A 25480-nucleotide genomic window follows, 5' to 3' on the forward strand; every position below is an offset into this window, starting at 1 on the left:
GGATAAATTGTGACCAAACCTCTGGCGAGGAAATTCAACACCTATAGTTACGCTATGATCAAACCAAAGACTACGAAAAAAGACACACGAAACGAGATAGACTCTTTAGTAGAGGAGTTCATCAAGGCCAATGGAAAAATCCAGCAAGTAGATATGGGTGAATCCGGTCTTGTTGACGGCAAGTATAACACGGCACACATGGGCTTTAGCGAGCCAAGAAAAGAACGAACCCCACTTAATCATGTTGTGGCCGCGATTCAGCAGCGCAAAGGCAGCAAAACAGCCTCTTCTACACCGCTCAATCCGTCAAAAAAACCGAAAAAGAAAATTATTTACGATGATTTCGGTGAGCCGTTACGCTGGATTTGGGAGGAATAGTGCAAACTTATTTGCCCCGGTATGCTTCCTGATCCAATCCATTTACTATAGATATTATTAAGTAAAGCAATATATTGCAGGAGCAATCATGACCATCCGCTATTTACACGCCATGATCAGAACAGACAAACCAGAAGAAAGTCATACCTTTTACACACAAGGCCTAGGCTTGGTGCAAACCCGTCGCTACGATAGCGAAGCAGGCAAATTCTCACTTATTTATTACGCAACGGCAGTAGGCGAACCAGAAGTAGAACTTACCCACAACTGGGATGACCGTAGCTACACTGGGGGCGACCAATTTGGCCACCTAGCTTACGAGGTGGATAATATCTATCAAGTCTGTGAAACACTTCAGTCTCTTGGCGTCACCATACTTCGACCACCACGCGACGGGCACATGGCTTTTATTAAAGACCCAAACAACATCTCCATTGAGTTACTGCAAAAAGGCCCCGCCCTAGAAAAAGCAGAGCCATGGGCCTCCATGGAAAACACAGGGAGCTGGTAAGTTACAAAAAATTACAGACCCATCATAACGCTACATAAATAACATAGCCCCACGGAAAGGGGCTCGCTATATTACAACCATAGACAGACTTACAAGGAGTTCATTATTATGATGATGACTACCATTAAAAGACTACTCACGATTGGCTTTTTAACCGTTTTATGCAGTACAACTCATGCAGAAAGCCTATTTGACAGCAACATTCGAGCTGGACTTGCTGACAATGATAAAGACGGCGTGATTGATGTTCGCGACCGTTGCGCCAACACAGAAAAAGGTGACGCCGTTGACACTTATGGCTGCCCAAAGGTCTCATCGACACTATTAAGCATAGACCTCAATATATTATTTGATTCAGGCAAAGCCATAGTAAGACCTAAGTTTTACCCAGAAGTGATGAAGTTGGCGACCTTCTTGAAAGAACACCCAAGCAGTAAGGTGGTAATCGAAGGCTATACCGACAATGTTGGTGCTGAGAATATTAATAAAGCATTATCACAAAAACGCGCCACTGCAATTGCCGATGTATTAATCGACAGTTTCAGAATATCACCAAAGCGCGTTCAAGCCATCGGCCACGGTGAAAGCGACCCTATTGCCAGCAATGATTCAGCAGAAGGGCGAGCAAATAACCGCCGCGTATTGGCGAATGTATTCGCCGAACAAACTGCAGATGTTAAACGCTGGACAATTTACAGCGTGGACACAAAGCACAACACCGCACTTTACAGCCTCCGCAAATAACCCATTTAGCCCGCTCACCTTTGCGTGAGCGGGAAAACACAGCGCATTCTAGTGCCACAAGCCGCCGCTAAGACAGCTAAGCACGCCCCTCGGGTATCAGCACAATCTTGCCAACATGCTGTTTCTTCAAAAATACTTTTTGCGCCTGAACGATGTCCGCCAATGAAAAGCATTGCGCAACCAAAGGCTTGATCTCATCTCTTTCAATATAACCCATTAAATTGGGGAAAACCGACTCATCCCAAGTAGTTGTACCAATCAATGTCACATCTTTTAGATACAGCTGGCGCAAGTCCAATTCAACGATTGGCCCCGCAATGGCCCCAGAAGTGACGAGACGACCACCTCGCTTCAACAAAGCAAAAGCCTTACCAAACGAAGCCCCCGCCACATTATCCACCACCACATCGACTGAATTCTCACCCAGAGCAGCCAGCAGATCGTCCTCTCGTGCCAGCACTTTATCCACCCCCAAAGACAAAAGCAGCTCATGCTTAGAGACAGAAGAAACAGCAATAACAAAGGCTCCGCGGCGCTTTGCCAACTGCACCGTTGCCGACCCCACACCACCAGAAGCTCCTGTTACCAAAACAACATCGGATGCTTTTACTTGCGCCCGCTGCAGCATATTCTCAGCGGTTCCGTAAGCACATGGAATACTGGCCAGCTCCGCATCACTCCAATGACTGTCAACCGGCAAGACTTCAGTGGCATTAACAACCACAAACTCTGCAAACGCGCCATCAAAATCTGACGCCATCCAAACCGCCTCCAAATCATCAAAACCATTCACTCGAGTACAAGGTCGGACCAGCACGCGCTCACCAAGCAAGGACTCGTTTGCCTGCTCGGCAACAGCAACCACTTCCCCACAACAATCCGTGCCCTGTATTAAGGGAAATGGTGTTGGCGCTCCCCACCCCCCATCCGTTAACGATACTTGCGGAGCGCAATTATCTGCCATCTGATTTGTCGCTTGCACCACACTCGAAGAGTACCATCCCATACGAGTATTGATTTCTGTATTATTTACCCCTGCCGCCAGCACTCGCACTAACACCTGCCCTGGCATTATTTTAGGCACTGGCACATCTTGATACACCAATTGCTCAAAACCACCTTGAGCCTTTGTTACCACCGCTTTCATCATCGTCGGCAGATTTTTTTGACCGGTTACAACCTCTGTTTTTAACACAATAACACCTCGCATTTCCCCACAACCTTTAGATTATGAGCTAGAATAGAAGTACAGTGATCACTATACTTTCATTGCGAGGATGCTTTGTCAAAACATGAAGACATATTAAACAGTGCAGAATGGCTGTTTTATAACGAAGGCTTTCACCGTACTGGCGTGGCAAAAATTGCCAACACCGCTGGCACTACACAACGAACCCTATACAAACACTTCGCCAGCAAAGAAGAGCTCATCTTGTGTATATTAGAGCGAAGAGAAACCAGTTATTGGCATTTGTTAAACCAGCTGGAAGCAGCTAACCAGCGCCTCCCCCTGCCCAAGCTTTATGCTCTACTACCTTTCCAAGCACTACAAGATTGGTATCAGACCCGCGCCAGCTGCGGTTGTTTTTTTATGCACGCGCTCGCTGAGTATCGCGGTAAAAACAGCGCCATCGAAAACTACGTAGAAAATCATAAACAGCGTATGCGAGCGACGTTTGTACGCCTGTTATCAAAAGATGGTTTTAGCGATACAACCACAGCGAACACGCTAATGATTTTACTAGAAGGCGTCACTGCGCTATCTGCATTGCAAACGGCAAACGAACTTTGCCAACAGGCCTATCAATGCGCAGAAAACACACTGAAAAACAACACCATCAAAGAAACAAAAAAGGCCTAGCATAACTTTGCTAGACCCTTTTTTATCTCCCAACATCGCACACTGCGATAAAACAACTTTCTTCCTTACAGCGCGCTCGCCTGAGCCTTGTTCGCTACTTCCAGCTGCTGATATTGGCCTAAAGCGGTTGTGACTTTCTTCAGGTAAGTCCTAGTTTCTTGGTATGGCAATTCACGCTCAAGCTTTTGATACACTTGTTCAGGTGATAGCTTATTTATTTCCTCTACCGCCAAGCTTAACGAGCGCTTGTTGTCTGGATGAAATACGCTCGCTACATTACCAGCCCCCGTGTTATAAGCGGCAATAGTGCAATACAAACGGCTTTTTTCATTCTTAATATCTTTTAGATAGCGGCTGTCCAAAATATGCAAGTAGGCAGCCCCAAAACGGATATTCTCATCCGGTTGAAATAGTGTTTCCTCATCAGGGCTCTGATTCTTATTATTGATTTTTACGTTGACATCTTTACCCGCAGAATTAGGTACTATCTGCATCAAACCAAAAGCCGGGATCGGCGACTGGGCCAACGGATTAAAACTCGACTCAGTTTGTGCTACCGCAAGAATTAAGCTGCGATCCACACTAAACTCTTCTGACATCTTAGTGGCAGTGGGCACAAAAGGCGCCGCTCTGTCTCTCACCATCTGTGTCGGCAAGCTAATTTTAACCTGCTGAATACGCTTACTCGTCGCATCACCTATATCAGCTTGCGCTACATCAACTTTCGACATCACCTCGGCAACATCATCTGTACCCGTTATGGTATGCAACAAACTTTCAGCTTGCTTCTGTCCTTTAACGTTACTCAAAACAGGGTCATTAGACAGAGCACCACCAACGGATGTTTCCGCCAATTCAGTAAGCGCTTGCTTAACATCAAGGTCCTTACCATTAAGCGATTCAATCAAAATCTGATTATGCTCATAGTCTAAGACCACGCGCTGATGAAGGTCTTCCTTATACAACACATAATCATGGGCACTGGACATTCGCGCATAATCCCCCCACTGTTTAGTCACCTTTTCTTGATACCCAGCATAACGAGCCAAGTAGTTTTGCGCATAGACTTTATAGCCTTCTTGTCTGCTCTGCTTCCATTCTGCATAGCTCTGCGCCTGCACAGATACCGTCGCGAACATAAGTAATATAAGATAAATTTTTTTCATTTTTTACACCTTAAAACGTAAACCTGCCATTCAAGCTAAAAAAAGGGGCCGAAGCCCCTTTTCTCATTAACTGACGATCAGTTCATATTTTTTTGGATGTTATCCAGCGATTTATCCGCTTCATCCGCCAAGAACTTCTGGTATAACGCAGGAGAATCTTCGCCGATAGCCGATTTCGCAACCGCTTCAACATTCATGTTGTAAGCGTCTTTATCCAAACCTACAAGCAAGTATAAGTTGCCCGCTGGACTAAACTGCGTACGGTAAACACGTGCACGCTGCAGAGTCATCGCCGCCAGAGTTTTTTGCACTCGCTCTGCCACATCAGAGTTGGTGTTCTCACCATTAACCGTGCTGTCTTGCGTCACTCGAGCCATACGACTACTAACGTCAGTAGAGAACTCACCAGCTAAGCGAGCGCGCCCTTCTGTTGCGGCAACATCGCGCATCATACCTGGGCCTGCTGCCATTTTTTTAGAATAACCCACCGCTTGTAGCTCAAGGCCTTCAACAGGCTGGCTACAAATCCAAGAAGGTGCAGACTCGCCCGGTGTGTCTGGGTACGAACAATCTGAAAACGTATCAGGAATCATGCTGCAACCTGCAACCGCAGTAACAGAGGCAGCAAGAAAAGCAACTTTAAATAATTTCATCTATTTCGACCTACTTATAAACCAGGGATTTTAATGCAAGAACCCAAAACTTCAGTTTCAGTCACATCACATTTGCCATGAGACAATTTTGCAACATCACCTATCTTGATTTTATTGATCACTTCTTCATCACTCACGTAAACATAAGCGCCAGTTGTATCAACATCTTTGGTCACTTCACCTTCACCGATCAATACCTGCTGAATGCGTGTTTCATTGGTAATCGGAGTGATTTGCTTTTCTTTGTGGTAGAAGTTAACGGTTGCTCCTTCTACTGCACCTTGTTTTTTACTGATAGTGATACGGAACAAAGCACTTTCACCAGGCTTGCCAATTTCATCACGACGCTCAATAACATAAGCTTCTGGCGCAAGGTCATTTAGCGTCTGGAAAGAACCTGATTTAACGGCATCAGCCAAGGTTTCACTGTATAAGCTACGCAATTGGGTATCAGAGATAGGACAACGTGAATTGGTTGTCTCAGAACTGAAGTTTTCTGATCCTTCATATTCGTAGGTATTAATTAGCTCCATTGAAGGCATGGTATAAGCACGCACATACATTTTAGCTTTAGCAGAAAAACTACAGTAAGCCTCAACGCGATGGCGTTCACCCTTATCATCTACCCAAGAGCGCGCTTTATGGAAAGACTTACTACTGTTCAGGTTAACAATTTTACTCATCAAGGCAACATCAGCAACAGAGGGTCCGCTAGTACGGAACTTGCCAGACTTCTCAGCCGCAATCAGTTCATCCTTAAGCTTAAGCGCCAATTCACGATCCACAACAGTATTACCAGATTTCATTACTCGTTGCGTCAAGTCATCATAGACTTCAGTGACAAAGAATTTGCCGTTAGGAGTGCTATACTCAACAGGAGCGACAATAATTTTACTGCCCTGGCCTTTAAGCTGCTCTGCTAACTGTTGTTTTGTTGGTGCAAGTTCAGCCATAGGCGCTGACGTTAACTGAGTTTTCGCCAATTCTGGAGTACAACCCGCAAGGGCCATCGCACCGACTACACCGGCCATCGCAAAAAGTTTTTTCTTGAACATAGTTAAGGACTCTACCTAGTTAGTTTCCATACCGAAGGCCTTCCATAGACCTTCTCGTTTTAGCTTCTGCACAGCCAGTATCTGCGTGGCTTTCTTGCCCGCAGACGCCCCTGAAGCAGAAGAAGCTCTCACCTGCCAACGAGTTGTAGACACCTCGCCGTCACGATCTGTTAGTGTGCCAACAAACGTCATGTTGACCACATTTTGTCCAAATAATGTGTCGCTACTAAACTGAGTTTGATATTTAAGGGTGACATCACAAAAGCGACACTGACCTAAACGCAAACCGTCTTCCAACAAGCTGGATCGAATCGCCTGATTAATACTGGATTGGGTACCACTTAACCTAACGCTCGGCTTTCTTTTGTCGATTGTTGCATTAAGCTGATCTTCTAAATGACTGGTTTTTTCTTGGCTCATCAAACCAGACCACATCACCGCCAACTGATCAGCAGAACGAGCATCAGCAACTAACGCCTTCGCCGTTAACCACCATTGAAACGGGTTGTCACTTTTATTTCTAATAATTCGCTGGACATCATTGGCAGTGGCATCATATTGGCGTAACCACTCTTTCGCCAAAGCCGCACGATCCACTCGAACCAAAGTTAGTGTTTTTCCTTCGAAAATCGCTGTTTTCAGGGTTTCATAATGACTCAAAGATACGGTTGCCACAGTCGATTTAAGCTGGCGGTCGGCGTATTCATCCAACGCCATAGTGGTCTCTTGGGTGCGATGTGAAAGCGAAGCACTGATCTCAGTTTTCAGCTTTCCGGCAATATTGGCCAGTGCTTGCTGATTCGCTTGGGTCAGGCTGTAGCCCTCACCCGCACCGTAAATCCATTGCTCGCTATCCGCCATGGGTGAAGTCCACCAATCCGGGGTGGTAGGTTGCAACGTTTGACAAGCCGTGAGCAATAAACCCAAAGCTAAAATGGCAATAACTCTCATAGTTGATCCTTAAAATAAACTGCGTATTCATAGCGGGTCAGCAACATATCCGCCGCGGTAGACGCATCAACATCGCCTACCACATATACATTTGGCCGTACCTTGTTGCGAAGCGTTTGCAGCGCAGTGTTTAGCGCTTTATTGTTTGACTCTAAAACCGCCTGGTCCAACGAAGCCACCGCTTGCTGGCTTGTGACATGCGCAGTTGACGCGGCAGAATAATCCGCCGCATAACCCACATAAGCTAAATGCAGATTCAAAAACAACCCCGCACGCCCTAAGGAATGAGACTCTAGGAAATAGGTGATATTGGCGTTATCTAGACGATAATCATCAATATTGTTGGCGTATTCAGAATAGGAAAAAGAACCTAAGGTAAAATCAGAAAAAGGTACAGATGGGTCAAATGAAGTGCGTAAACTCACTACTTGATAAGCAATTATTCGGGATTTTTTAGTGGCAACCGCTAATACATATTTGCGGTCTGTGTAATAACGATATTCAACCCCGTCTTTTGTTTTAGACAGCTTTATTACTTTCGCGATACCGTAAGTTTTCTCTATAAACTCTAGATTACCACCTACTTTCACACTGTTTAAATGAGAAAACTCGACATTATTAGTAAAGAGACTGATACCACTATCGTAAAGTTCAGTAAGCAGCTCTTTAGTGTCACCCCAAGATCCGAAGGAAATCATGACAGAAGCAATTAAAACGGCAATGGCCTGTACGCGCTTATAAAAAGGAGCTTTTGTGCTTGGTGAGTGGTCCATCTTTTTGTAAAAATTCCGTTTACTTTTGTAAAGAAAGGCCATTTAACTACAAAAAACTCATACAGATCAACAAATAAGTAGAGAAATTTTAGGCGTAATGACGATTTCTTTACTAACAAACATGATGCTCTGATGATTTTTCAACCAAAAATCAAAAAATTATCATTCTGCTGAAAACCTCCAGCAAAAACGAGCTGTGCATTTTTTAACCAAAAATACATGCCGTTATACAATAAAACTCATATCGGCAAAAAATTATGTTAATGAGTAAAGAGTAAAAATATTGAAAAGGGAAAATAATAGATAAGGAAAAATAATAGATAAGGAAAAATAATAGATAAGAAAAAATAATAGATAAGAAAAAACAATAGACAAGAGATATAAAAAGACACTAATACAAAGAAGTCTTATGAAGTGCCTTTCAAAAAAAATTAAAACTCAGTTCTATCTTATATAAAAAAACACCCTACCTGAAGTAAAAACCGATAAAGGTGAATTCAACAGTCTACAAAGTGATTTAAAACAAAAAACGGCATAAAAGGTGATGTTTACCTTTGCAGGTATTGCTGCAAAATGGCATCCTGATCAATCATTTTGTGTAACCAACTAACAAAGTAATTCGCTCTTGAATTTGCCCTTGAAGTGGCGGAGCAAACAACATACCAGCAACCGATCTCGGGCACCGTCCGATCCAGAGGCACCACCAGCTTACCGCCTGCAATATCACCAGAGCAGAAAAATGCCGGAACGAAAGCCACCCCTTGCCCAGCAATTGCCGCTTCTAAAGCCAATTGATAATTATCATAGCCCTCTTTAATTTCCAGTTGCTCCATAGACATGACGCCTTGCTGGTGCAACCAGTGCGCCAAATTCTTAGGGGATTCAGAAACATGCAGTAAAGGCTTGGTTAATAATTTAGTTAACGAATCACAGCCTTGCTCGTCAAATAAAGCTGGACTGCAGACTGGCACCAAGCTGCCTTTAAATAAATACTGATAAGATAAATGACGATCTTGTTCTTCACTATAAATCACCCCTAAATCAGAAGCCCCTTTCTCGAACTCCCAACTAAAATAAGGGCTAAACAGCTCCACATTCAAACTCGGATACTGTTGCCGAAAATGCCCTAACCGCGGCACTAACCACCTTGATGCAATTCCCATGTAAAATTGCACCACCAATTTCCCATGATCAGGCTCACCAAAAATTTCTTCCGTGCTGCGCTCTATAATTTGCAAAGCATCATGCACATCTTGGTAATAGCGCTCACCATGGGAGGTTAAAGCGACTCGACGCCCCATCCGCACAAACAGATCCGCAGCTAAATCCTGCTCTAGCTTTTTTATCTGATGACTAACCGCCGAATGAGTGACATTAAGTTCATTTGCCGCTTGCTGAAAACTCAACAACCGTGCCGTCACTTCAAAGGCTCGTAACGCATTTAACGAAGGTAATCGTCTTTTCATACTGACAAATTCCAAGCACTATTGAGGGCCAACAAAAGATTCACTTAGCAACCAATCGCAGAACACAGTCGACGCGGCAGACAAGGGCAAGCCCTTTCGGTAACACAAATAATAATTGCCCTTGGTTTCAATGCTTTCCATAAAGGGAGCCACCAGCTGCTGAGCTAAAACCCCCTCTTGCATCATTTCATCGTACATTAGGCAAATACCAAAACCATTGGCCGCCATACTGGCTGCAGAAGCATGACTATCCGTATAGTGGCGCGGCAAATCCAGTAACTCAGACAGCCCCACTTGGTTTAGCCAAGTGTCCCAACCTTGTTTGGCACCAATCACTTCCAACAATGGCAAACAAGCCAGATCCTCAGGGCTACGCAAACGCTTTGCATTCTCCGCACTGCAATAAGGGCGCAAATTAGGGGTAATTAGGGGATGAGTCTCAAAACCAGGCCAATCTCCTAAGCCATAACGTATCTCAAGTTCAGTCGTAGAGCGCTCAAAATCACTTTCCCAATTCGTGCCCAGTTGACGAACCGCTACTTGAGGGTAAATAGCGTGAAATTTCGCCATATGCGCGGCTAGCCAAAGCACGCCAAAAGATTCGTTAACGTTTACTTCCACCACAGAGACATTTACTGGGCTGAAGATTTGTGCGGCGCCAGTATTTAATAATGTCATGGAGTCCTGCACGAGAGGCAAGAAGGCACGACCTGCATCCGATAGCTGTATGGCGCGATTCGCCCTGACAAACAATTTCTGCGCTAAATGATGTTCCAACAGCTGAATTTGTTGGCTGACCGCAGACTGGCTCATGTTCAACTCTTCGGCTGCCAAGGTGAAACTTAACTGCCGCGCTGCGGCCTCAAATGTTCGTAGCCAATTCAGCTGTATGTTGTTGGTTAATCCTTTATGCATATTCCCTCATTTCGAATAAGTTCAGCTTATCTAAAGTCACAATTTTTATCGTTTGTGGTAATGCTTACTGTTTTATAGCATCAGTTTATCCCAACACACAAGCTCCAATTTGTGAGCCTCAACATGAGAATAGAGACTATGAAAAGTACGACGGACGTTCTTATTATTGGCGGTGGTATTGCAGGCGTGAGCACCTTGTATCATCTAACTAAAATGGGCTTAAAGGATGTTATGCTCACCGAAAAATTGGAGCTAACATCAGGGTCTACGTGGCATGCAGCGGGAAATCTACCCCACTTTAGCAACAGCTATAACATCATGAAGCTGCAACAATACAGTATCGATCTTTATAGTCGCTTACAGGCTGAAACTGGCCAACAAGTTGACCACCATCAAACTGGAGCTATCCGTTTAGCACACACTCAAGAGCGCATGGATGAGTTCCAGCGTGTGGCCGCCATGTCAGATATGGCCGGCTTAGACTTAGAAATAGTCGACAACGAGCGCTTGCAAGAACTGTTTCCTTTTCTAGATACAACTGGCTTAGTCGGTGGGCTATGGGACCCAGCAGATGGCCACATAGACCCAACCAGTGTGACCAACGCCATGGCCGCTGGTGCAAGGGCTGCCGGGGCCACTATTGTGCGAAATAACCCCGTAAAATCCATCGAACAACAAGCCAATGGGCGCTGGACAGTCACCACTGAAAAAGGCGTCATCGATGCCGGCAAGATAGTCAACGCCGCAGGTTTTCGCTGTAACGAAGTAGCCGAAATGATTGGTCATCGTCTGCCGGTTTGCTCAATGGAACACCAATTTGTTGTCACCGATAATGTGCCAGAATTAGAAGCCCGTGACACCATGCTACCTATGCTGCGTGACCCAGATGTATCTTATTACCTGCGCCAAGAAGGCAAAGGCTTCATCTTAGGGCCCTACGAAAAAGACGGTATTCCATGGGCGGTGGACGGCGTACCAACAGCCTTTGGTCAAGAACTATTACAACCTTCTTTAGACCGCATTGAAGACATTATGTGTACCGCCATGGAGCAAGTTGGCATTGTTGCTAATGCCGGCATTAAAACCACAGTGAATGGTCCTATTACCTACACCCCAGACGGTCACCCTTTGATTGGTCCTGTTCACGGATATGACAATTATTTTGTCTGTACCGGCTTTAACTTCGGCATAGTGCAAGGTGGCGGCGCTGGGCATTTCATGGCGCAATGGATAGTCGATGGGCACCCTGAGCTAGACCTTTTTGAGCTTGACCCTCGTCGCTTTGGCGACTACGCAACCCACGAATACACAGTCGCTAAAGGCACAGAAGTGTACGCTAACGAATATCAACTTGGCTTTCCCAATGAATATGCCATGCGTCCAGCAAAACGCGGACAAAAACAAACACCTATTTACCAACGCCAAGCAGAACAAAATGCCGTCTTTGGCGCCTATTTCGGCTGGGAACGTGCCAGCTGGTTTGCCCCTGAAGGCAGCACTGCGCAAGAGCAACACAGTTTTCGCCGTGGCAATTGGTTCGAGCCAGTTGCCGCTGAGTGCCAACTGGTTCAGCAACATGTTGGCGTATTAGATTTATCACCTTTCACTAAGTTTGAAATTGCAGGGGCTGGCGCTCATGCCTGGATTGAATCTTTCTCTCCCAATCGCATCCCAACACAAACCGGCAACATTGCCCTTGCACATCCATTGACCAACGATGGCGGCATTGCGTGGGAGTTCTCCATTACCAAGCTCGAAAACGGCAGCTATTACATGATGGCACCTGCTGCCGGTGAACTGCTGATTGAAGATTGGCTGCGCTGCCGATTACCTAACGACGGCTCTGTCACCTTAAACAACATCACCCGTGACTATGGCACGCTTGTTCTGGCAGGACCAGATGCGCGAAAAGTGCTACAACAGCTGACTGAAACAGACCTAAGCAACGCGGCATTCCCTTGGTTCACGGGTCAAGAAATACAGGTGGCTGGGGTGCCAACACGTGCTCTTCGTATGAACTTTGTCGGCGAACTAGGCTGGGAATTACATCACCCGATTGAGCATCAAGTTGCCCTCTACGACGCGTTAATGGAGGCAGGAAAAGCGTTTAATATTGGCAACTTTGGACTGCGCGCTATGGATTCAATGCGCCTTGAGAAAGGCTACGCCATGTGGGGCCATGATTTAAACACTGAATTTAGCATTCTAGAGTCCAACCTAAGTTTCTTTGTAAAAATGGGCAAAGGTGAGTTTGAAGGCAGAGCAGCACTAAGCATTGAAAAAGAAGCCGGTATTAAGCAGAAGATGACGCTCATTGAAGTGCACGCTACTGACTTAGATGCCGCCAATGGCATGGAGCCTATTTACCACAATGATCAAGTAGTTGGCCAAGTCAGCTCTGGTGGTTACGGCCATCGCTGCCAAAAAAGCCTCGCTTTGGCCTATATCCAAAGTGACTATTTAACGTCATCTCTTACGGTAAAAATCCTTGGCGACCATTACCCAGTAACTTGCCTAAGCAAAGCGCCTTATGATGCTGATTCACAACGTTTAAAAGCAGACGACTAACCCAACTTACAGCACACTAAAAAAGGCCCATCAGTAACGCTGATGGGCCTTTTCTTTTCTGAGCTAATTAAGCGGGTTAATCCAACGAAAGCAGCACAAACCTGCTAATAGCCGCCACCTGAAATAGTCCACACCACCACAGCGTCTTCACTATCGGATGGGTTGCGTACCCAATGGGGTTCATCTCCGGTCAAAATAAAGCTATCCCCAGTACTCAATAAAAAACGCTTTTCACCAATGCCGAGCTCTATAGTGCCGGCCTGTAATAACCCACCTTCTTCCCCTTTTCTCTCACGCGCAACCGTGCCTGCGCCTGGTGAAAAGGTGGTTAAAATCATCTGCAATTGGCCAGATAAACGTGGTGACAGCAACTCTTCTCTAATGCCTGTTCCCGCAAAGTTTAAACTGCGCCGCGAATCACCACGTACAATGTGATTCACTTCTTCTAATGGGGCTTCCAAGTCGGTATGAAAAAACCAACTCATTTGCACATCGAGCACTTTACAAATGGCCTGTAAAATCGGTATTGGCAAGGCAGAAACGCCTCGTTCAACTTGGCTAACATAGCCAACAGAGCGCTTAATACGCTCAGCCATTTCAACCAGGGTAATGCCTTTGGCTTTACGTAAATCACGTATTTGATGACCAATTCTTAGGTTTTCAGCGTCTGCTTCATTGCGTATTTTATTTGTCATAATCGCCCATACTAGCCCGTATTTAAAATAATCCCTTTCACCAAGGCGAGGTATTAAAGTAGGTAATTTCATTCGCTAAATAAGAGCAGAGCGAAACGAGAAATTCACCTTGATGAAAAACGGATAAGAGTAACCGATAACATCCCAAAACGTAAGACGCCGTTATTTCGTATCGATTATTAACAAACAACAAAGCCGCGTATCTTATGATAGCGGCTTTGTTTTTTAGCACAGCAGCGCGAATAGCAGGCTACTGTAAAGAACACCTTATTGTGCCGCTATCCTTGCAGACTCTAAGGTTTGACTGATCAAAGCATTAATCGTCATGGGGCCGACTCCGCCTGGCACTGGCGTTAACGCCATAACCCTTTCGGCCAAGCCGGTTTTATCTATGTCGCCAATTCCACCAGGGTGATAACCCGCGTCAACTACCACAGCACCATCTTTGATCCACTCGGCTTTTATTAATTCTGGCTGACCTACAGCTCCAATCACAATATCCGCTTGGCCGACTAGTGCAGCAAGGTTTTCAGTACGCGAATGACAAACTGTCACGGTCGCATTGGCATTTAATAGCATTGCCGCCATCGGTTTACCTAAAATAGGACTGCGCCCTACCACCACCGCATGTTTACCTGCTAAAGGCACATCGTAATGGTGCAGCAAGGTCATAATGCCCGCTGGGGTCGCCGAACCAAATGCCAACTCCCCCATCGACATCAAACCAAAACCTTGCGTGGTGACACCATCTACATCTTTTTCAATGGCAATCGCATCAAAGCACGCTCTTTCATCTATTTGAGCTGGTACTGGGTGCTGTAATAAAATCCCGCAAATTTTAGGATCTTTATTTAACATCTCGATTTGCGCCAATAACTGCTCAGTACTGGTCTCTTCTGGCATCTCAATTTTCACCGAGTCCATGCCCACACGCTGACACGCATTTTGTTTCATTTGCACATAGGTTGCCGAGGCAGGATCGCCTCCCACCAAAATGGTCGCTAAGGTAGGGACTTCTGACCCAGCCTTAGTGAGTGCCTCTACCGCGCTTTTCAATTGAGATTCTCTGTGCTTTGCTAGCGCTTTACCATCTAATATCAATGCTGCCATCATTTATCCCTGTCTTGTAAGTGATCGTCTATCGATCAAAGAAAAAACAAAGAGCTGCAAGCAGCCCTTGGAGCGCCAAGTATTAGCGCTTAATATTTTCCATTGCTGGGTCATAGAAAGAACGCAGCGAAGGCGTCACTTTATAACGCACACACTCCACTTCAATTTCAAAGCTGGTCGCTTCTAACCAGTCTTTCGTCACACCGGCTTCCGACTCGATATAGCCCATAGCCACAGTCGCACCGACCGTATGACCAAACATACCTGCCGTGGTACGGCCAACAATAACGCCACCGGCATAAATCGGCTCCTCGTGATAACAAAGCGGTTCTGCATCATCAAATAAGAAAGCCACAAAGCGCTTTTTCAGCGGCCCTTGGGCTTTTTGCGCAAGCACCGCTTCCTTACCAATAAAACCACCTGCTTTTTCAAAATCACAGGTAAAGCCCAGCCCTGCTTCCAACACAGTATCTTCGTCTGTGATGTCATGACCCCAGTGGCGGTAGCATTTTTCCATCCGCAATGAGTTCATCGTATGGTAGCCATAAGGGCGGATATCAAACTCAGCCCCCGCTTCAAATACTAGCTCGTACACGCTTGGCGCAAACTCAGTCGGAATATACAATTCCCACCCCAATTCACCCACATAAGTAATACGCGACGCTCGAACAATCGCATAACCCAGCTCAATTTCACGCGACGTGGCAAATGGGAAACCCTCGTGGGATAAATCCGCCTTGGTCAATTTGGCAAGAGTGTCTCGAGACTTCGGCCCCATCACGGTTACCACGGCATAAGCTGACGTCATATCTGTGATAACCACCGCGGTATCAGCCTGTTTATGACGGCGCAACCAGTCTAAATCACGGGTCTGACAAGCCACCCCAGAAACCACCAAATACTGATCGTCAGCCAAGCGAGTTACCGTTACATCGGCTTCAATTCCACCACGCTCATTGAGCCATTGGGTGTAAACCATCTTGCCTACGGCAACCGATACATTGTTACAACAAATACGGTTAAGAAACGCCTCAGCGTCCGGGCCTTCTATCTTATATTTACAAAAAGAACTCTGATCAATCACACCCACCGATGTTCTGACCGCTTGGTGTTCTTCTTGGTTGTTCTCAAACCAGTTTTGACGACCAAAAGAGTATCCGTACTCGGCTTTTTGGCCTTCTTTGGCAAACCAGTTAGCGCGCTCCCAACCATTTTCACTGCCAAATACCGCCCCTTGAGCTTTAAGCTGCTCATGCAATACCGAGCGCCTGACACCGCGCGCTGTTTTAAACTGCTTGAAAGGGAAATGTGTTTCATACAATAGCCCCAACGATTCAGTGGTACGCTCCTGTAAGTACTTCTGAGTGCCTTGGAAAGGCATATTACGACGAATATCTACGTCCCATAAATCTTGTGGTGCATGTCCTTTATGAATCCATTCTGCCAACATTTTACCAGCACCACCTGCGGACTGAATGCCCACTGAGTTAAACCCAGCGGCAACAAAATAGTTACGCACCTCTGGTGCCTCACCCAGGTGATAACGATCGTCTGGCGTGAAGGATTCAGGGCCGTTAAAAAACACCTGCAAACCGGTTTTTTCAAGAATCGGCAATCGGTGCATGGCCGCTTCTAAATAGGGTTCAAGATGATCGAAATCTTCTGGTAATTCATCAAAGAAAAAGTTTTCTGGAATGCCTTCCATGCCCCAAGGCTTAGCATTCGGTTCAAACATCCCTACTAATAGCTTGCCTGCGTCTTCTTTGTAATAGCAAAAGCCATCCATGTCTCGCATGGTCGGCAAGCCACGTTGTAAATCGGGCATGCTTTCTGTCACCACGTAAAAGTGTTCTGCCGCATGCAATGGCACATTAACGCCAGCTTTTTTACCAAATTCACGGGCCCACATGCCCGAGCAATTCACCACATACTCAGCGTCTATATCACCTTGCTCGGTAATTACACCCACCGCTTTGCCGTCTTTTACCTTCATATCCAAGACTTTTACGCCTTCGATAATCTTAGCGCCGCCTTGGCGTGCCCCTTTGGCCAATGCTTGGGTAACATCCACCGGGCTTGCCATACCATCCATCGGCAAATGAATCGCACCTAGCACATCGTCCACATTCATCAGCGGCCATAAGGCTTTGGCTTCATCTGGAGAAATAACATCACACGGAAAACCTGCAACCTTGGCCATAGATGCGCCACGTTTTAGTTCTGCAAGGCGTTCTTTATTGGTCGCAATGGTCAACGAGCCATTACGAACAAACCCAGTTCCTTGGCCTGTTTCCGCTTGTAACTGTTCATACAAGGTGGCGCTGTAGTTCGCCAACATAGACATATTGTATGTGGCACGTAAGGTCGGCACTAAACCCGCCGCATGCCAAGTGGTACCACAGGTAAGCTGTCTTCTTTCGAGCAGTACCACATCGGTAAAACCAAGCTTGGTTAAATGGTACGCCACGCTGCAACCGATAACGCCGCCGCCAACGATTACAACTTGAGCAGAACTAGGTAATGTTTTAGTCATCATCTTTCTCCAAGCGCTTTACCCTGTTGGTAAAGCGCCTAATAAATCCATTCACTTAGTTGAATACAACGGTCTTGTTGCCACGCACTAAGACACGATCTTCTAAATGCGCTCGCAAGCCACGCGCCAAGACAACTTTCTCAACGTCTTTACCCCGTCGAACTAGTTCTTCAACTTTATCGCTGTGCTTAACACGAACCACGTCTTGGTCAATGATTGGCCCTTCATCAAGGTCTTCCGTCACATAATGACAAGTAGCACCAATCAGCTTAACACCACGTTCAGCGGCTTGATGGTAGGGCTTAGCACCAATAAAAGAAGGCAGGAAGCTGTGATGAATATTGATCACCTTGTGCTTCAAAGTCTGGCATAAGGAAGGTGGCAGAATTTGCATATAACGCGCTAACACCACACAATCGGTTTCATGCTCAGTCACCAAGCGCTCTACTTCAGCAAACCCAACGGATTTATTGCTAGGGTCGATTGGCACACAAAAATAAGGAATGCCATACCACTCAACCATGCCACGCATGTCTTCATGATTGGAAATGACACAAGGGATGTCACACTCCAAATCTCCACTCTTCCAGCGGTCTAGCAAATCAGATAAACAATGGCTGCCTTTACTCGCCATCAACACCACTTTTTTAGGACGGCTGGTATCAAGTACCTGCAAATTCATACTGAATTCTTTTTGCAAGCTAGCAAATTTTTGCGCTAACACTTCCGCACTAAACGACAGTGATTCTGCTTTAATTTCAAAGCGAGAGAAAAACCAATTGTTTTCTTCGTCTGAATAGTGAGCTGCTTCTTTAATCCAGCCGCCATTATTGGTAATCACTTCACCAACGCGTGTCACAATACCAATACGATCAGGACAATCTAAAACAATACGATAGGTGCGGTCCGACATCTCATGCTCTCCGAATCGGGCATTGTTAAAATGCCCCTATTGCTAATAAGTTAAGTAATTAAAGGGCGGCTTCAAATTCTGGCAATACGTCAAAAAGGTCCGCTTGCAAGCCGTAATCAGCGACATTAAAAATAGGCGCTTCTTCATCTGTATTAATGGCCACAATGATTTTGGAATCTTTCATACCGGCCAAATGCTGGATCGCACCTGAAATGCCCACTGCAATGTACAAATCCGGCGCCACGATTTTCCCAGTTTGACCCACTTGCATATCATTCGAGACAAAACCTGCGTCTACCGCCGCACGAGAGGCCCCTACTGCGGCACCAATTTTATCGGCCACTTTTTCCAGCAAGACAAAATTATCGCCGTTTTTCATGCCACGGCCGCCTGAAATAATCACCTTAGCAGAGGTCAACTCAGGTCGATCTGAGGCCACTACTTCTTCGCTAATAAAGCGCGATAAACCTTGCTCAGCCGCTTCTGGTAACGACTGGATAGTCGCGTCACCAGCGCTAAATTCGACTGCTTCAAACGCCGTACTGCGCACCGTCAAAACTTTCACCCCATCGCTACTTTTGATCGTCGCCAGAGCATTACCGGCATAAATTGGACGTACAAAAGTGTCTGCATCTATTACTTCAATCAGATCCGAAATTTGCGCCACATCAAGCAATGCGGCTACGCGAGGAGCAATATTTTTGCCCGCGGCAGTGGAAGAAAGCAGCACATGTGTAATGTTTTCTTGTTTCACTAAATCCACCACAAGTGGCGCTACATTCTCAGCAAGTTGTTGTTTTAACGCAGCACAATCAGCAACCAATACCTTCGCAACACCTTGCGTGCTTGCCGCTTCTTCTACCACACTTTGACAAGCTTGCCCTGCAACGAGCAGCACCACTTCACTATTGGTTTTACTGGCCAAATCTTGTGCTGCTGTTAGCGTATTTGCCGTCGCTTGTGCTAGCGCTTGGTTATTGTGTTCTGCGATTACTAAAATGGTCATTACAATACTCCTTCGACTTTTAATTTCTCGACAAGCTCACTCACAGTCGCCACCCGCTCCCCTACCGCTCGCGCCGCCGGAGTATTGATTTCTAAGGTGGTTAGCCTTGGAGAAATATCCACGGCCAATTCTTCAGGTGTGATTTGCACTAATGGCTTACGCTTGGCCTTCATAATATTGGGCAATGAAGCAAAACGCGGTTCATTTAGGCGTAAATCAGTAGTAATTAAAGAAGGTAATTTCAGCGCTACCTTTTGCAGCCCGCCATCAATTTCACGGGTCACAATGGCTTCGCCATTTTCAATCTCTAGATTGGATGCGAAAGTGCCTTGAGACATCCCAGCTAACGCCGCCAACATTTGGCCAGTTTGATTGTTATCACCATCAATGGATTGTTTGCCCAAAATGGCAAGGCTAATGTCTTCACGCTCAACGACTTTATTTAGCAATTTCGCGATCGCCAAAGGCTCCAGGTCCGCCTCGGTTTGCACTTGAATCGCGCGGTCTGCTCCTAGCGCCAGTGCCGTTCTCAATTGCTCTTGGCAAGCATCGGCGCCCACACTGACCACAATCACTTCTTCGGCCACTCCTGACTCTTTTAGTCGAACCGCCTCTTCTACTGCAATTTCGCAGAAAGGGTTAATCGACATTTTGACATTCGATACATCGACACCAGAATTATCTGACTTCACTCGAATCTGCACATTGGCATCCACAACTCGTTTAACGGCGACTAGCACTTTCATTTTTTCGCTCCAGCTAAGAAGAAAACAAAAATCATGTAAATGAAATTTACTTTAATAATTTCATTTACATGATTGTTTATATATTTTTTTGTGTCAATAGTTTTATCGAATAAATATTAAACAAGGCAAAAAGTACTGAAATACAAAGGGGCGTAGACGCATAAAGCGCTAAAAAAAGGCAGGTAAATAAGGCGATACTTTCATTGGCTCGCAAGAAACGCCAGCCAATGAAAGCAAACAGCAGATTTCATCTGTGATAATCGGTTTACTTATATCAGCAGACTACATGTTCGGATAATTAGGCCCGCCACCGCCTTCAGGTACTCGCCAAGTAATGTTTTGCGCAGGGTCTTTAATATCGCAGGTTTTACAGTGCACACAGTTTTGCGCATTAATTTGAAAACGTGGGCTCCCATCCTCGCTCTCCAACACCTCATATACCCCTGCTGGACAAAAGCGTTGCGCTGGCTCATTAAAGGTCGGCAGGTTGTGCAGCACTGGCACAGAGGCATCCTGCAAATGCAAATGGCAGGGCTGGCTCTCTTCATGGTTGGTATTTGACAAGAAGACCGACGAACTTTTATCAAAGCTCAGTCTGCCATCTGGTTTTGGGTACTCAATAGGCGAACATTCGCTGGCTGGCTTTAAGCACAAGTAATCTGGCTTTGGGTCACGAATAGTGAAAGGCAAACTGACGATATTTTGTTCAAAAACATTATACATACCACCAACAAAGGTGCCGAACTTATGCATAGCAGAGCCAAAATTTCGCCCTTTATACAACTCATCATATAACCAAGATTGTTTTAAATGCTCATCATACTGAACCAGGTCATGCCCGCCTTGGTCTTTTTTCATCAGCTCAGGAAATAAGACTTCTGCGGCCAACATGCCGGATTTCATAGCAGTATGAGTGCCTTTGATTTTAGAAAAATTTAACGTTCCTGCGTCGCACCCCAGCAGCAAAGCCCCTGGCATGGTCATTTTCGGTAAAGAATGTAGACCACCTTTCGCAATTGCCCGCGCCCCGTAAGACAAACGTTTGGCTCCAGATAAATACTGAGCAATCAAAGGGTGATGCTTCATACGCTGAAATTCATCGTAAGGACTTAGATTAGGATTGCTGTAATTAAGGTCGGTAATCAAACCAACCACTACTTGGTTATTATCACTGTGATATAAAAAGAAACCGCCCGTGGAACTGGACTCGCTCAGTGGCCAGCCTGTGCCATGGAGCACCAAACCTGGCTGATGCAGGCTCTCATCAATTTCCCACAACTCTTTAATACCAAGGCCATAATGCTGAGGGTCTTTCCCCTCATCTAAAGCAAACTTTTTGATCAGCTCTTTGCCCAGATGGCCACGACACCCTTCGGTAAATACCGTGTATTTCGCCAGTAGATCCATGCCTGCCATGTAAGTGTCTTTTGCATTGCCATCCGCATCTACCCCCATATCACCGGTGCCAATACCCGCCACACGGCCGCTTTGTTCATCATAGATAACATGAGCCGCCGCAAAGCCTGGAAAGACCTCCACCCCTAATTGCTCCGCTTGTTCTGCCAACCAACGACAAAGGTTGCCCACACTGGCAACATAGTTACCCTGGTTATGCATCGGCTTAGGCGCTAAAGCATTGGGGATTTTGATTGATTTTTTAGCGCTGTTTAAATAATAAATTTGGTCTTCTAGCACAGGAACGGTCAACGGCGCACCTAATGCTTGCCAATCAGGAAACAGCTCGTTCAACGCTCTAGGCTCCACCACAGCACCAGATAAAATGTGTGCTCCTACCTCAGCGCCTTTTTCCACCACACAGACCATCAGCTCTTCACCCGCTGCGTTCGCCTGCTGCATTAATCGGCAAGCGGTCGATAAGCCCGCAGGTCCTGCTCCCACAATAACCACATCAAATTCCATGCTTTCTCGTGTCATACCAACCCCTAATCATCAAACTGCACATATAAAAAAACTTAACAGGAAAATTACACACAGAAAATGAAATTACAATATAAAATTTCATTTAGACGAAATTTTACTTTTCTCACATTTAGAGAAGAAGGGTGAACACAAGTTATTGTATTTTTTTACCCCCACTTCCCCCTTGCAGCCAGTCAAGCATACGGAACTCAGCATTATGGCTTGCACCAAAACAAAGCCATAACACCAGCACCTCTTTCGGCCGAAGCACCGAGTTGAAAGGCGCAGCCACTGCCGATCAAAACGTGCGCAATCAAGTGGCATATAAAAGCCATGTTTTGCACAAAAAACACGCAACTCTAGTGTTAGTTTTTCTAACAGACGCGCATTTTTAATCATTTGTAGGGATATTTTTTACACGGCAGTATCGATTTAAGTCATTTTGATGACGCCTTTTTAGAGGCCAAACAAGGACGCTAAAAAGCAAAGTAGACCCTTGCAGCGTTATTCGACGCTCACACCAACAGAAAGTTTTAATGAGGTTGTTATGAAGAAGATAGTTTCAACACTGATAAGCACTCTGGCAGTGGGCACTGTCGCCTCCTCTGCTTGCCTAGCACTGGCCGCCGATAAACCGAACAAGGTGTCCATTGGCTATTTCTTAGAATGGCCTACGGCAAACCAAGTCGCTCAAGTAAATGACACATACAGCAAAGAAATGGGCGTAGAAGTCGAATGGCACGCCTTTGATTCTGGCACAGCAATGTCCGCCGCAATGGCGTCAGGTGGTGTCGACATGGCCTACTCTCAAGGGCTGGTGCCTTTTACTATTGCGGTCTCCAAAGGCCTACCTATTACCATGGTGGGTATTGCGGTGTCTTACGCTGAAAATGATAATTGCGTAGTTGGAAAAGACGCCCACATTACCAGCGCCAATGCCAAACAACTGGAAGGTAAAAACATCGCGGTGCCTTTTGGCACAGTGTCCCATTACAAAATGCTTAAAACCCTGAAGCAGCTCGAAGTTAACAGCAAAAAAGTTCACCTACTAGACATGGCGCCTGCCGATGGCGCCGCCGCTCTCGCCCGCGGAGATGTCTCCATGGCCTGTGGCTGGGGTGGCGCGTTACGCCGCATGAAGCAATATGGCGAGGTACTCATGAGCGCCAAAGAACAAGAAGCGGCAGGCATCCGCTCTTTTGATGTAATCTCAGTCAACAATAGCTTTGCGAAGCAATATCCTGAACTGGTAAGCGAATTTTTACAGGTTACCAACGACGCCAATAAAGCCTATAAAGAATCGCCTCAAACGCAACAACCCATTATTGCCAAAGCGTCGGGGTTATCACTAACAGACACGAATCAAATTCTCGATCTTTTTACCTTCCCTGTTAAAGACGAACAAGTCTCACCTTACTGGATGGGCGGGGGCGTACAGACCTTTACCAAAGAAGTTGCCGACTTTTTTGTTCAGCAAAAACAAATCCCCAAAGCCTTGGCCGATTACAGCGCCACGATCGACGCTAGCTACTTCAAAAACGTTCACTAATTCAACCAGCATAAGGGATTCATAATGTCTGAATTGAACGCAAATCATATTTCAATGACCTTCGATGAGCCTAATGGCAATCGAGTTGAAGCCTTACAAGACGTGAGCTTTAACCTCAAACAAGGGGAGCTACTTGCGATCCTCGGGCCTTCTGGCTGCGGTAAAAGCACCCTATTAAATATTATCGCGGGCTTTCTAGCACCAACGTCAGGCGCGGTACTAAATGGCAATACCAAACTCACCCATTCCGGTCCCGATCGCGGCATGGTGTTTCAACAAGGCGCCTTATTCGAATGGATGAGTGTCGCCGAAAACATTGCCTTCGGCCCTAAGATGGCAGGCGTCGCCAGTGAGAAAATTCGCCACACAGTAGACGACTTGTTAGAAACAGTGGGCTTGCAAGACTTCGGCGACAAAGCTATCTACGAGCTTTCTGGCGGTATGCAACAGCGCGTTGCTCTCGCCCGATGTCTGGCCAATAACCCTGACATCATTTTAATGGATGAGCCGCTTGGCGCTTTGGACGCACTAACACGAGAAAAGATGCAAAGCCTCGTTCTCAAGCTGTGGAAGGAAACAGGCAAAACCATCATCCTTATTACCCACAGTGTTGAAGAAGCTCTGTTTTTAGGAGAACGCTTATTTGTCATGGCTCCAAGACCTGGCCGGATCAAGCAAGAATACTACCTGCCCTTTGCCGAAGAAGGACTCACAAAAGACCCTAGAGACGTTAAAACCTCAGCGGAGTTCATTGCCAAACGGGAAGAGGTGTTATCGATGATTTGGGGGATGGAAGAAGAAATCATGGGAAATAATCAGGCGGTTGGACTATGAACATGTCTTTAATTAAATCATTCAAACATTACTCAGGCTTGAGTAAGTCGGGTATTAACAATCAAAAAACCTCCACCTTTGGTGATACAGAAGCCATAGGTAAAGGCCGTTTTTGGAGCATCGTCTCGGTTATTACCCTTGCTATTGTGTGGCACTTTGGCAGCACTTTAGGCTATATCAACCCGATCTTTTGGCCCGCGCCTAGTACGGTATGGCAACAATTTATCAGTATTTCTCAGGACGGCTATCGCGGTTTCACTTTATGGGAGCATATTTGGGCTAGCCTTTACCGCATTCTGATTGGCTTTAGTTTAGGTTGTCTTGTGGGTATTCCTCTGGGATTTGCCATGGGGTTATCAGAAAAGGTTCGTGGTTGGTTTGACCCGATTGTCGAGTTTTTCCGCCCTATTCCTCCGCTTGCGTTTATCCCACTGGTGATCATTTGGTCTGGTATTGGCGAGCGCTCTAAAATTTTGCTGATCTTCTTTGCCGCTCTATGGATCATGGTAATCGCTGCCCGTGCAGGAGTCAGTAGCATCAAACTGAATAAAATCCATGCTGCCCATTCCTTAGGTGCCAACAAAAGACAAATTCTGCAACACGTTATACTGCCCAACTCTTTGCCAGAAATTTTCACTGGCATGCGCGTTGCCATGGGCGTTTGCTGGGGCACTGTGGTGGCTGCCGAACTGGTGGCAGCAAACTCTGGTGTAGGTTATATGATCATGGTCGCCAGTAAATTTTTAGCCACCGATATTGTCGTATTGGGTGTCATCATTGTCGGTCTTATCGGTTATAGCATTGACATTATCATGCGCAAAATCGAAGCAAAATTGGTGCCTTGGAAAGGCAAATCCTAAGCGCATAGAGAAGATTCAAACGCCCAATTGCGGCTGACCAGCATCACGAATCGAGTAGGGTGAGGCGTTACCGCCTCATCCCTCTCACAGAACCGTACGTACGGACCTCGTATACGGCTCATGTAAACGTCCATTCAGCATGTACGCTGAACACATACCCCGTTTTCACTTCTTCAAGATTTACTAAACCTTGTTCATCGAACCATTTGTTTGGCATCGCGTGACTGGCTAACGGACTCGCCGCATTCCTCCAACTCGTCATGGATATATACT

At 46.0% G+C, this 25480-nt stretch carries 23 protein-coding genes; 8 read left to right on the forward strand and 15 right to left on the reverse strand.

Annotated elements, in window-relative coordinates:
* The first annotated feature begins 9 nt into the window (after positions 1-9).
* The 3 genes from DFP81_RS04985 to DFP81_RS04995 all read left to right on the forward strand — a co-directional run bounded on the left by DFP81_RS04985 (position 10) and on the right by DFP81_RS04995 (position 1633).
* Positions 10-378, forward strand: coding sequence for a hypothetical protein (locus DFP81_RS04985; RefSeq protein ID WP_245959086.1), 369 nt, complete (start codon positions 10-12; stop codon positions 376-378).
* Between the two features lie 88 nt (positions 379-466).
* Positions 467-889 (forward strand): VOC family protein, encoded by a 423-nt coding sequence (locus DFP81_RS04990; protein ID WP_115896651.1) that lies wholly within the window; start codon positions 467-469, stop codon positions 887-889.
* A gap of 108 nt (positions 890-997) precedes the next feature.
* On the forward strand, positions 998-1633 hold the full coding sequence (locus DFP81_RS04995; RefSeq protein ID WP_245959087.1) for an OmpA family protein: 636 nt from the start codon (positions 998-1000) through the stop codon (positions 1631-1633).
* 76 nt (positions 1634-1709) lie between these two features.
* Here the strand turns inward: DFP81_RS04995 and DFP81_RS05000 are convergent, their stop codons facing one another.
* The gene (locus tag DFP81_RS05000; protein WP_245959088.1) at positions 1710-2828 is read right to left on the reverse strand and encodes a zinc-binding dehydrogenase; all 1119 of its coding nucleotides are present in this window, start codon (positions 2826-2828) and stop codon (positions 1710-1712) included.
* Between the two features lie 87 nt (positions 2829-2915).
* Between DFP81_RS05000 and DFP81_RS05005 the strand changes: the two genes are divergently transcribed.
* A complete protein-coding gene (locus tag DFP81_RS05005; protein ID WP_115896652.1) occupies positions 2916-3494 on the forward strand; it encodes a TetR/AcrR family transcriptional regulator in 579 nt (192 codons plus the stop codon).
* Positions 3495-3559: 65 nt separating this feature from the next.
* Here DFP81_RS05005 and DFP81_RS05010 read toward each other — a convergent pair whose 3' ends face one another.
* The 7 genes from DFP81_RS05010 to DFP81_RS05040 all read right to left on the reverse strand — a co-directional run bounded on the left by DFP81_RS05010 (position 3560) and on the right by DFP81_RS05040 (position 10473).
* Positions 3560-4660, reverse strand: coding sequence for a transglycosylase SLT domain-containing protein (locus DFP81_RS05010; RefSeq protein WP_115896653.1), 1101 nt, complete (start codon positions 4658-4660; stop codon positions 3560-3562).
* Between the two features lie 77 nt (positions 4661-4737).
* On the reverse strand, positions 4738-5313 hold the full coding sequence (locus DFP81_RS05015) for an LPP20 family lipoprotein (protein WP_115896654.1): 576 nt from the start codon (positions 5311-5313) through the stop codon (positions 4738-4740).
* 14 nt (positions 5314-5327) lie between these two features.
* Entirely contained in the window at positions 5328-6368 is a 1041-nt protein-coding gene (locus DFP81_RS05020) for a hypothetical protein (protein WP_115896655.1), read from the reverse strand.
* Between the two features lie 15 nt (positions 6369-6383).
* Positions 6384-7319, reverse strand: coding sequence for an LPP20 family lipoprotein (locus DFP81_RS05025; RefSeq protein WP_115896656.1), 936 nt, complete (start codon positions 7317-7319; stop codon positions 6384-6386).
* Positions 7316-8092, reverse strand: a complete 777-nt coding sequence (locus DFP81_RS05030) for an ETEC_3214 domain-containing protein (protein ID WP_147299433.1) — start codon at positions 8090-8092, stop codon at positions 7316-7318. The genes DFP81_RS05025 and DFP81_RS05030 overlap by 4 nt, the downstream gene beginning before the upstream one ends.
* A gap of 548 nt (positions 8093-8640) precedes the next feature.
* A complete protein-coding gene (locus DFP81_RS05035) occupies positions 8641-9558 on the reverse strand; it encodes a LysR substrate-binding domain-containing protein (RefSeq protein WP_115896658.1) in 918 nt (305 codons plus the stop codon).
* A gap of 18 nt (positions 9559-9576) precedes the next feature.
* Positions 9577-10473: a LysR substrate-binding domain-containing protein gene (locus tag DFP81_RS05040; RefSeq protein ID WP_115896659.1), complete on the reverse strand. Its 897-nt coding sequence runs from the start codon at positions 10471-10473 to the stop codon at positions 9577-9579.
* 138 nt (positions 10474-10611) lie between these two features.
* Here DFP81_RS05040 and DFP81_RS05045 point away from each other — a divergent pair, with 138 nt between their 5' ends.
* The gene (locus tag DFP81_RS05045) at positions 10612-13041 is read left to right on the forward strand and encodes a GcvT family protein (RefSeq protein ID WP_181903042.1); all 2430 of its coding nucleotides are present in this window, start codon (positions 10612-10614) and stop codon (positions 13039-13041) included.
* A gap of 104 nt (positions 13042-13145) precedes the next feature.
* Here the strand turns inward: DFP81_RS05045 and DFP81_RS05050 are convergent, their stop codons facing one another.
* The 7 genes from DFP81_RS05050 to DFP81_RS05080 form a co-directional block, all read right to left on the reverse strand.
* Positions 13146-13736 carry a helix-turn-helix domain-containing protein gene (locus DFP81_RS05050; RefSeq protein ID WP_181903043.1) on the reverse strand — a complete coding sequence of 197 codons (591 nt, stop codon included), beginning with the start codon at positions 13734-13736 and terminating at the stop codon, positions 13146-13148.
* Between the two features lie 267 nt (positions 13737-14003).
* On the reverse strand, positions 14004-14846 hold the full coding sequence (locus DFP81_RS05055) for a tetrahydrofolate dehydrogenase/cyclohydrolase catalytic domain-containing protein (protein ID WP_115896662.1): 843 nt from the start codon (positions 14844-14846) through the stop codon (positions 14004-14006).
* A gap of 82 nt (positions 14847-14928) precedes the next feature.
* Entirely contained in the window at positions 14929-17382 is a 2454-nt protein-coding gene (locus DFP81_RS05060) for a GcvT family protein (RefSeq protein ID WP_220342815.1), read from the reverse strand.
* Between the two features lie 52 nt (positions 17383-17434).
* Complete coding sequence (purU, locus tag DFP81_RS05065; RefSeq protein ID WP_115896664.1) at positions 17435-18292, reverse strand: formyltetrahydrofolate deformylase; 858 nt, start codon at positions 18290-18292, stop codon at positions 17435-17437.
* A gap of 58 nt (positions 18293-18350) precedes the next feature.
* On the reverse strand, positions 18351-19298 hold the full coding sequence (locus DFP81_RS05070; protein WP_115896665.1) for an electron transfer flavoprotein subunit alpha/FixB family protein: 948 nt from the start codon (positions 19296-19298) through the stop codon (positions 18351-18353).
* Entirely contained in the window at positions 19298-20044 is a 747-nt protein-coding gene (locus tag DFP81_RS05075) for an electron transfer flavoprotein subunit beta/FixA family protein (protein ID WP_115896666.1), read from the reverse strand. Before DFP81_RS05075 ends, DFP81_RS05070 begins: the two co-directional genes overlap by 1 nt.
* A gap of 282 nt (positions 20045-20326) precedes the next feature.
* Positions 20327-21979: an electron transfer flavoprotein-ubiquinone oxidoreductase gene (locus DFP81_RS05080; protein ID WP_115896667.1), complete on the reverse strand. Its 1653-nt coding sequence runs from the start codon at positions 21977-21979 to the stop codon at positions 20327-20329.
* A 532-nt stretch (positions 21980-22511) separates the two neighbouring features.
* Here DFP81_RS05080 and DFP81_RS05090 point away from each other — a divergent pair.
* Genes DFP81_RS05090 through DFP81_RS05100 form a run of 3 tightly spaced genes read left to right on the forward strand, consistent with a single transcriptional unit; the run spans position 22512 to position 25207 of the window.
* On the forward strand, positions 22512-23513 hold the full coding sequence (locus DFP81_RS05090; RefSeq protein ID WP_115896669.1) for a taurine ABC transporter substrate-binding protein: 1002 nt from the start codon (positions 22512-22514) through the stop codon (positions 23511-23513).
* 24 nt (positions 23514-23537) lie between these two features.
* Entirely contained in the window at positions 23538-24347 is an 810-nt protein-coding gene (locus DFP81_RS05095; protein WP_115896670.1) for a taurine ABC transporter ATP-binding protein, read from the forward strand.
* Positions 24348-24349: 2 nt separating this feature from the next.
* Positions 24350-25207: an ABC transporter permease gene (locus DFP81_RS05100; protein ID WP_220342816.1), complete on the forward strand. Its 858-nt coding sequence runs from the start codon at positions 24350-24352 to the stop codon at positions 25205-25207.
* The last annotated feature ends 273 nt before the right edge of the window (positions 25208-25480 follow it).

The sequence above is a fragment of the Marinomonas pollencensis genome, assembly GCF_003387375.1.
Classification (GTDB): domain Bacteria; phylum Pseudomonadota; class Gammaproteobacteria; order Pseudomonadales; family Marinomonadaceae; genus Marinomonas; species Marinomonas pollencensis.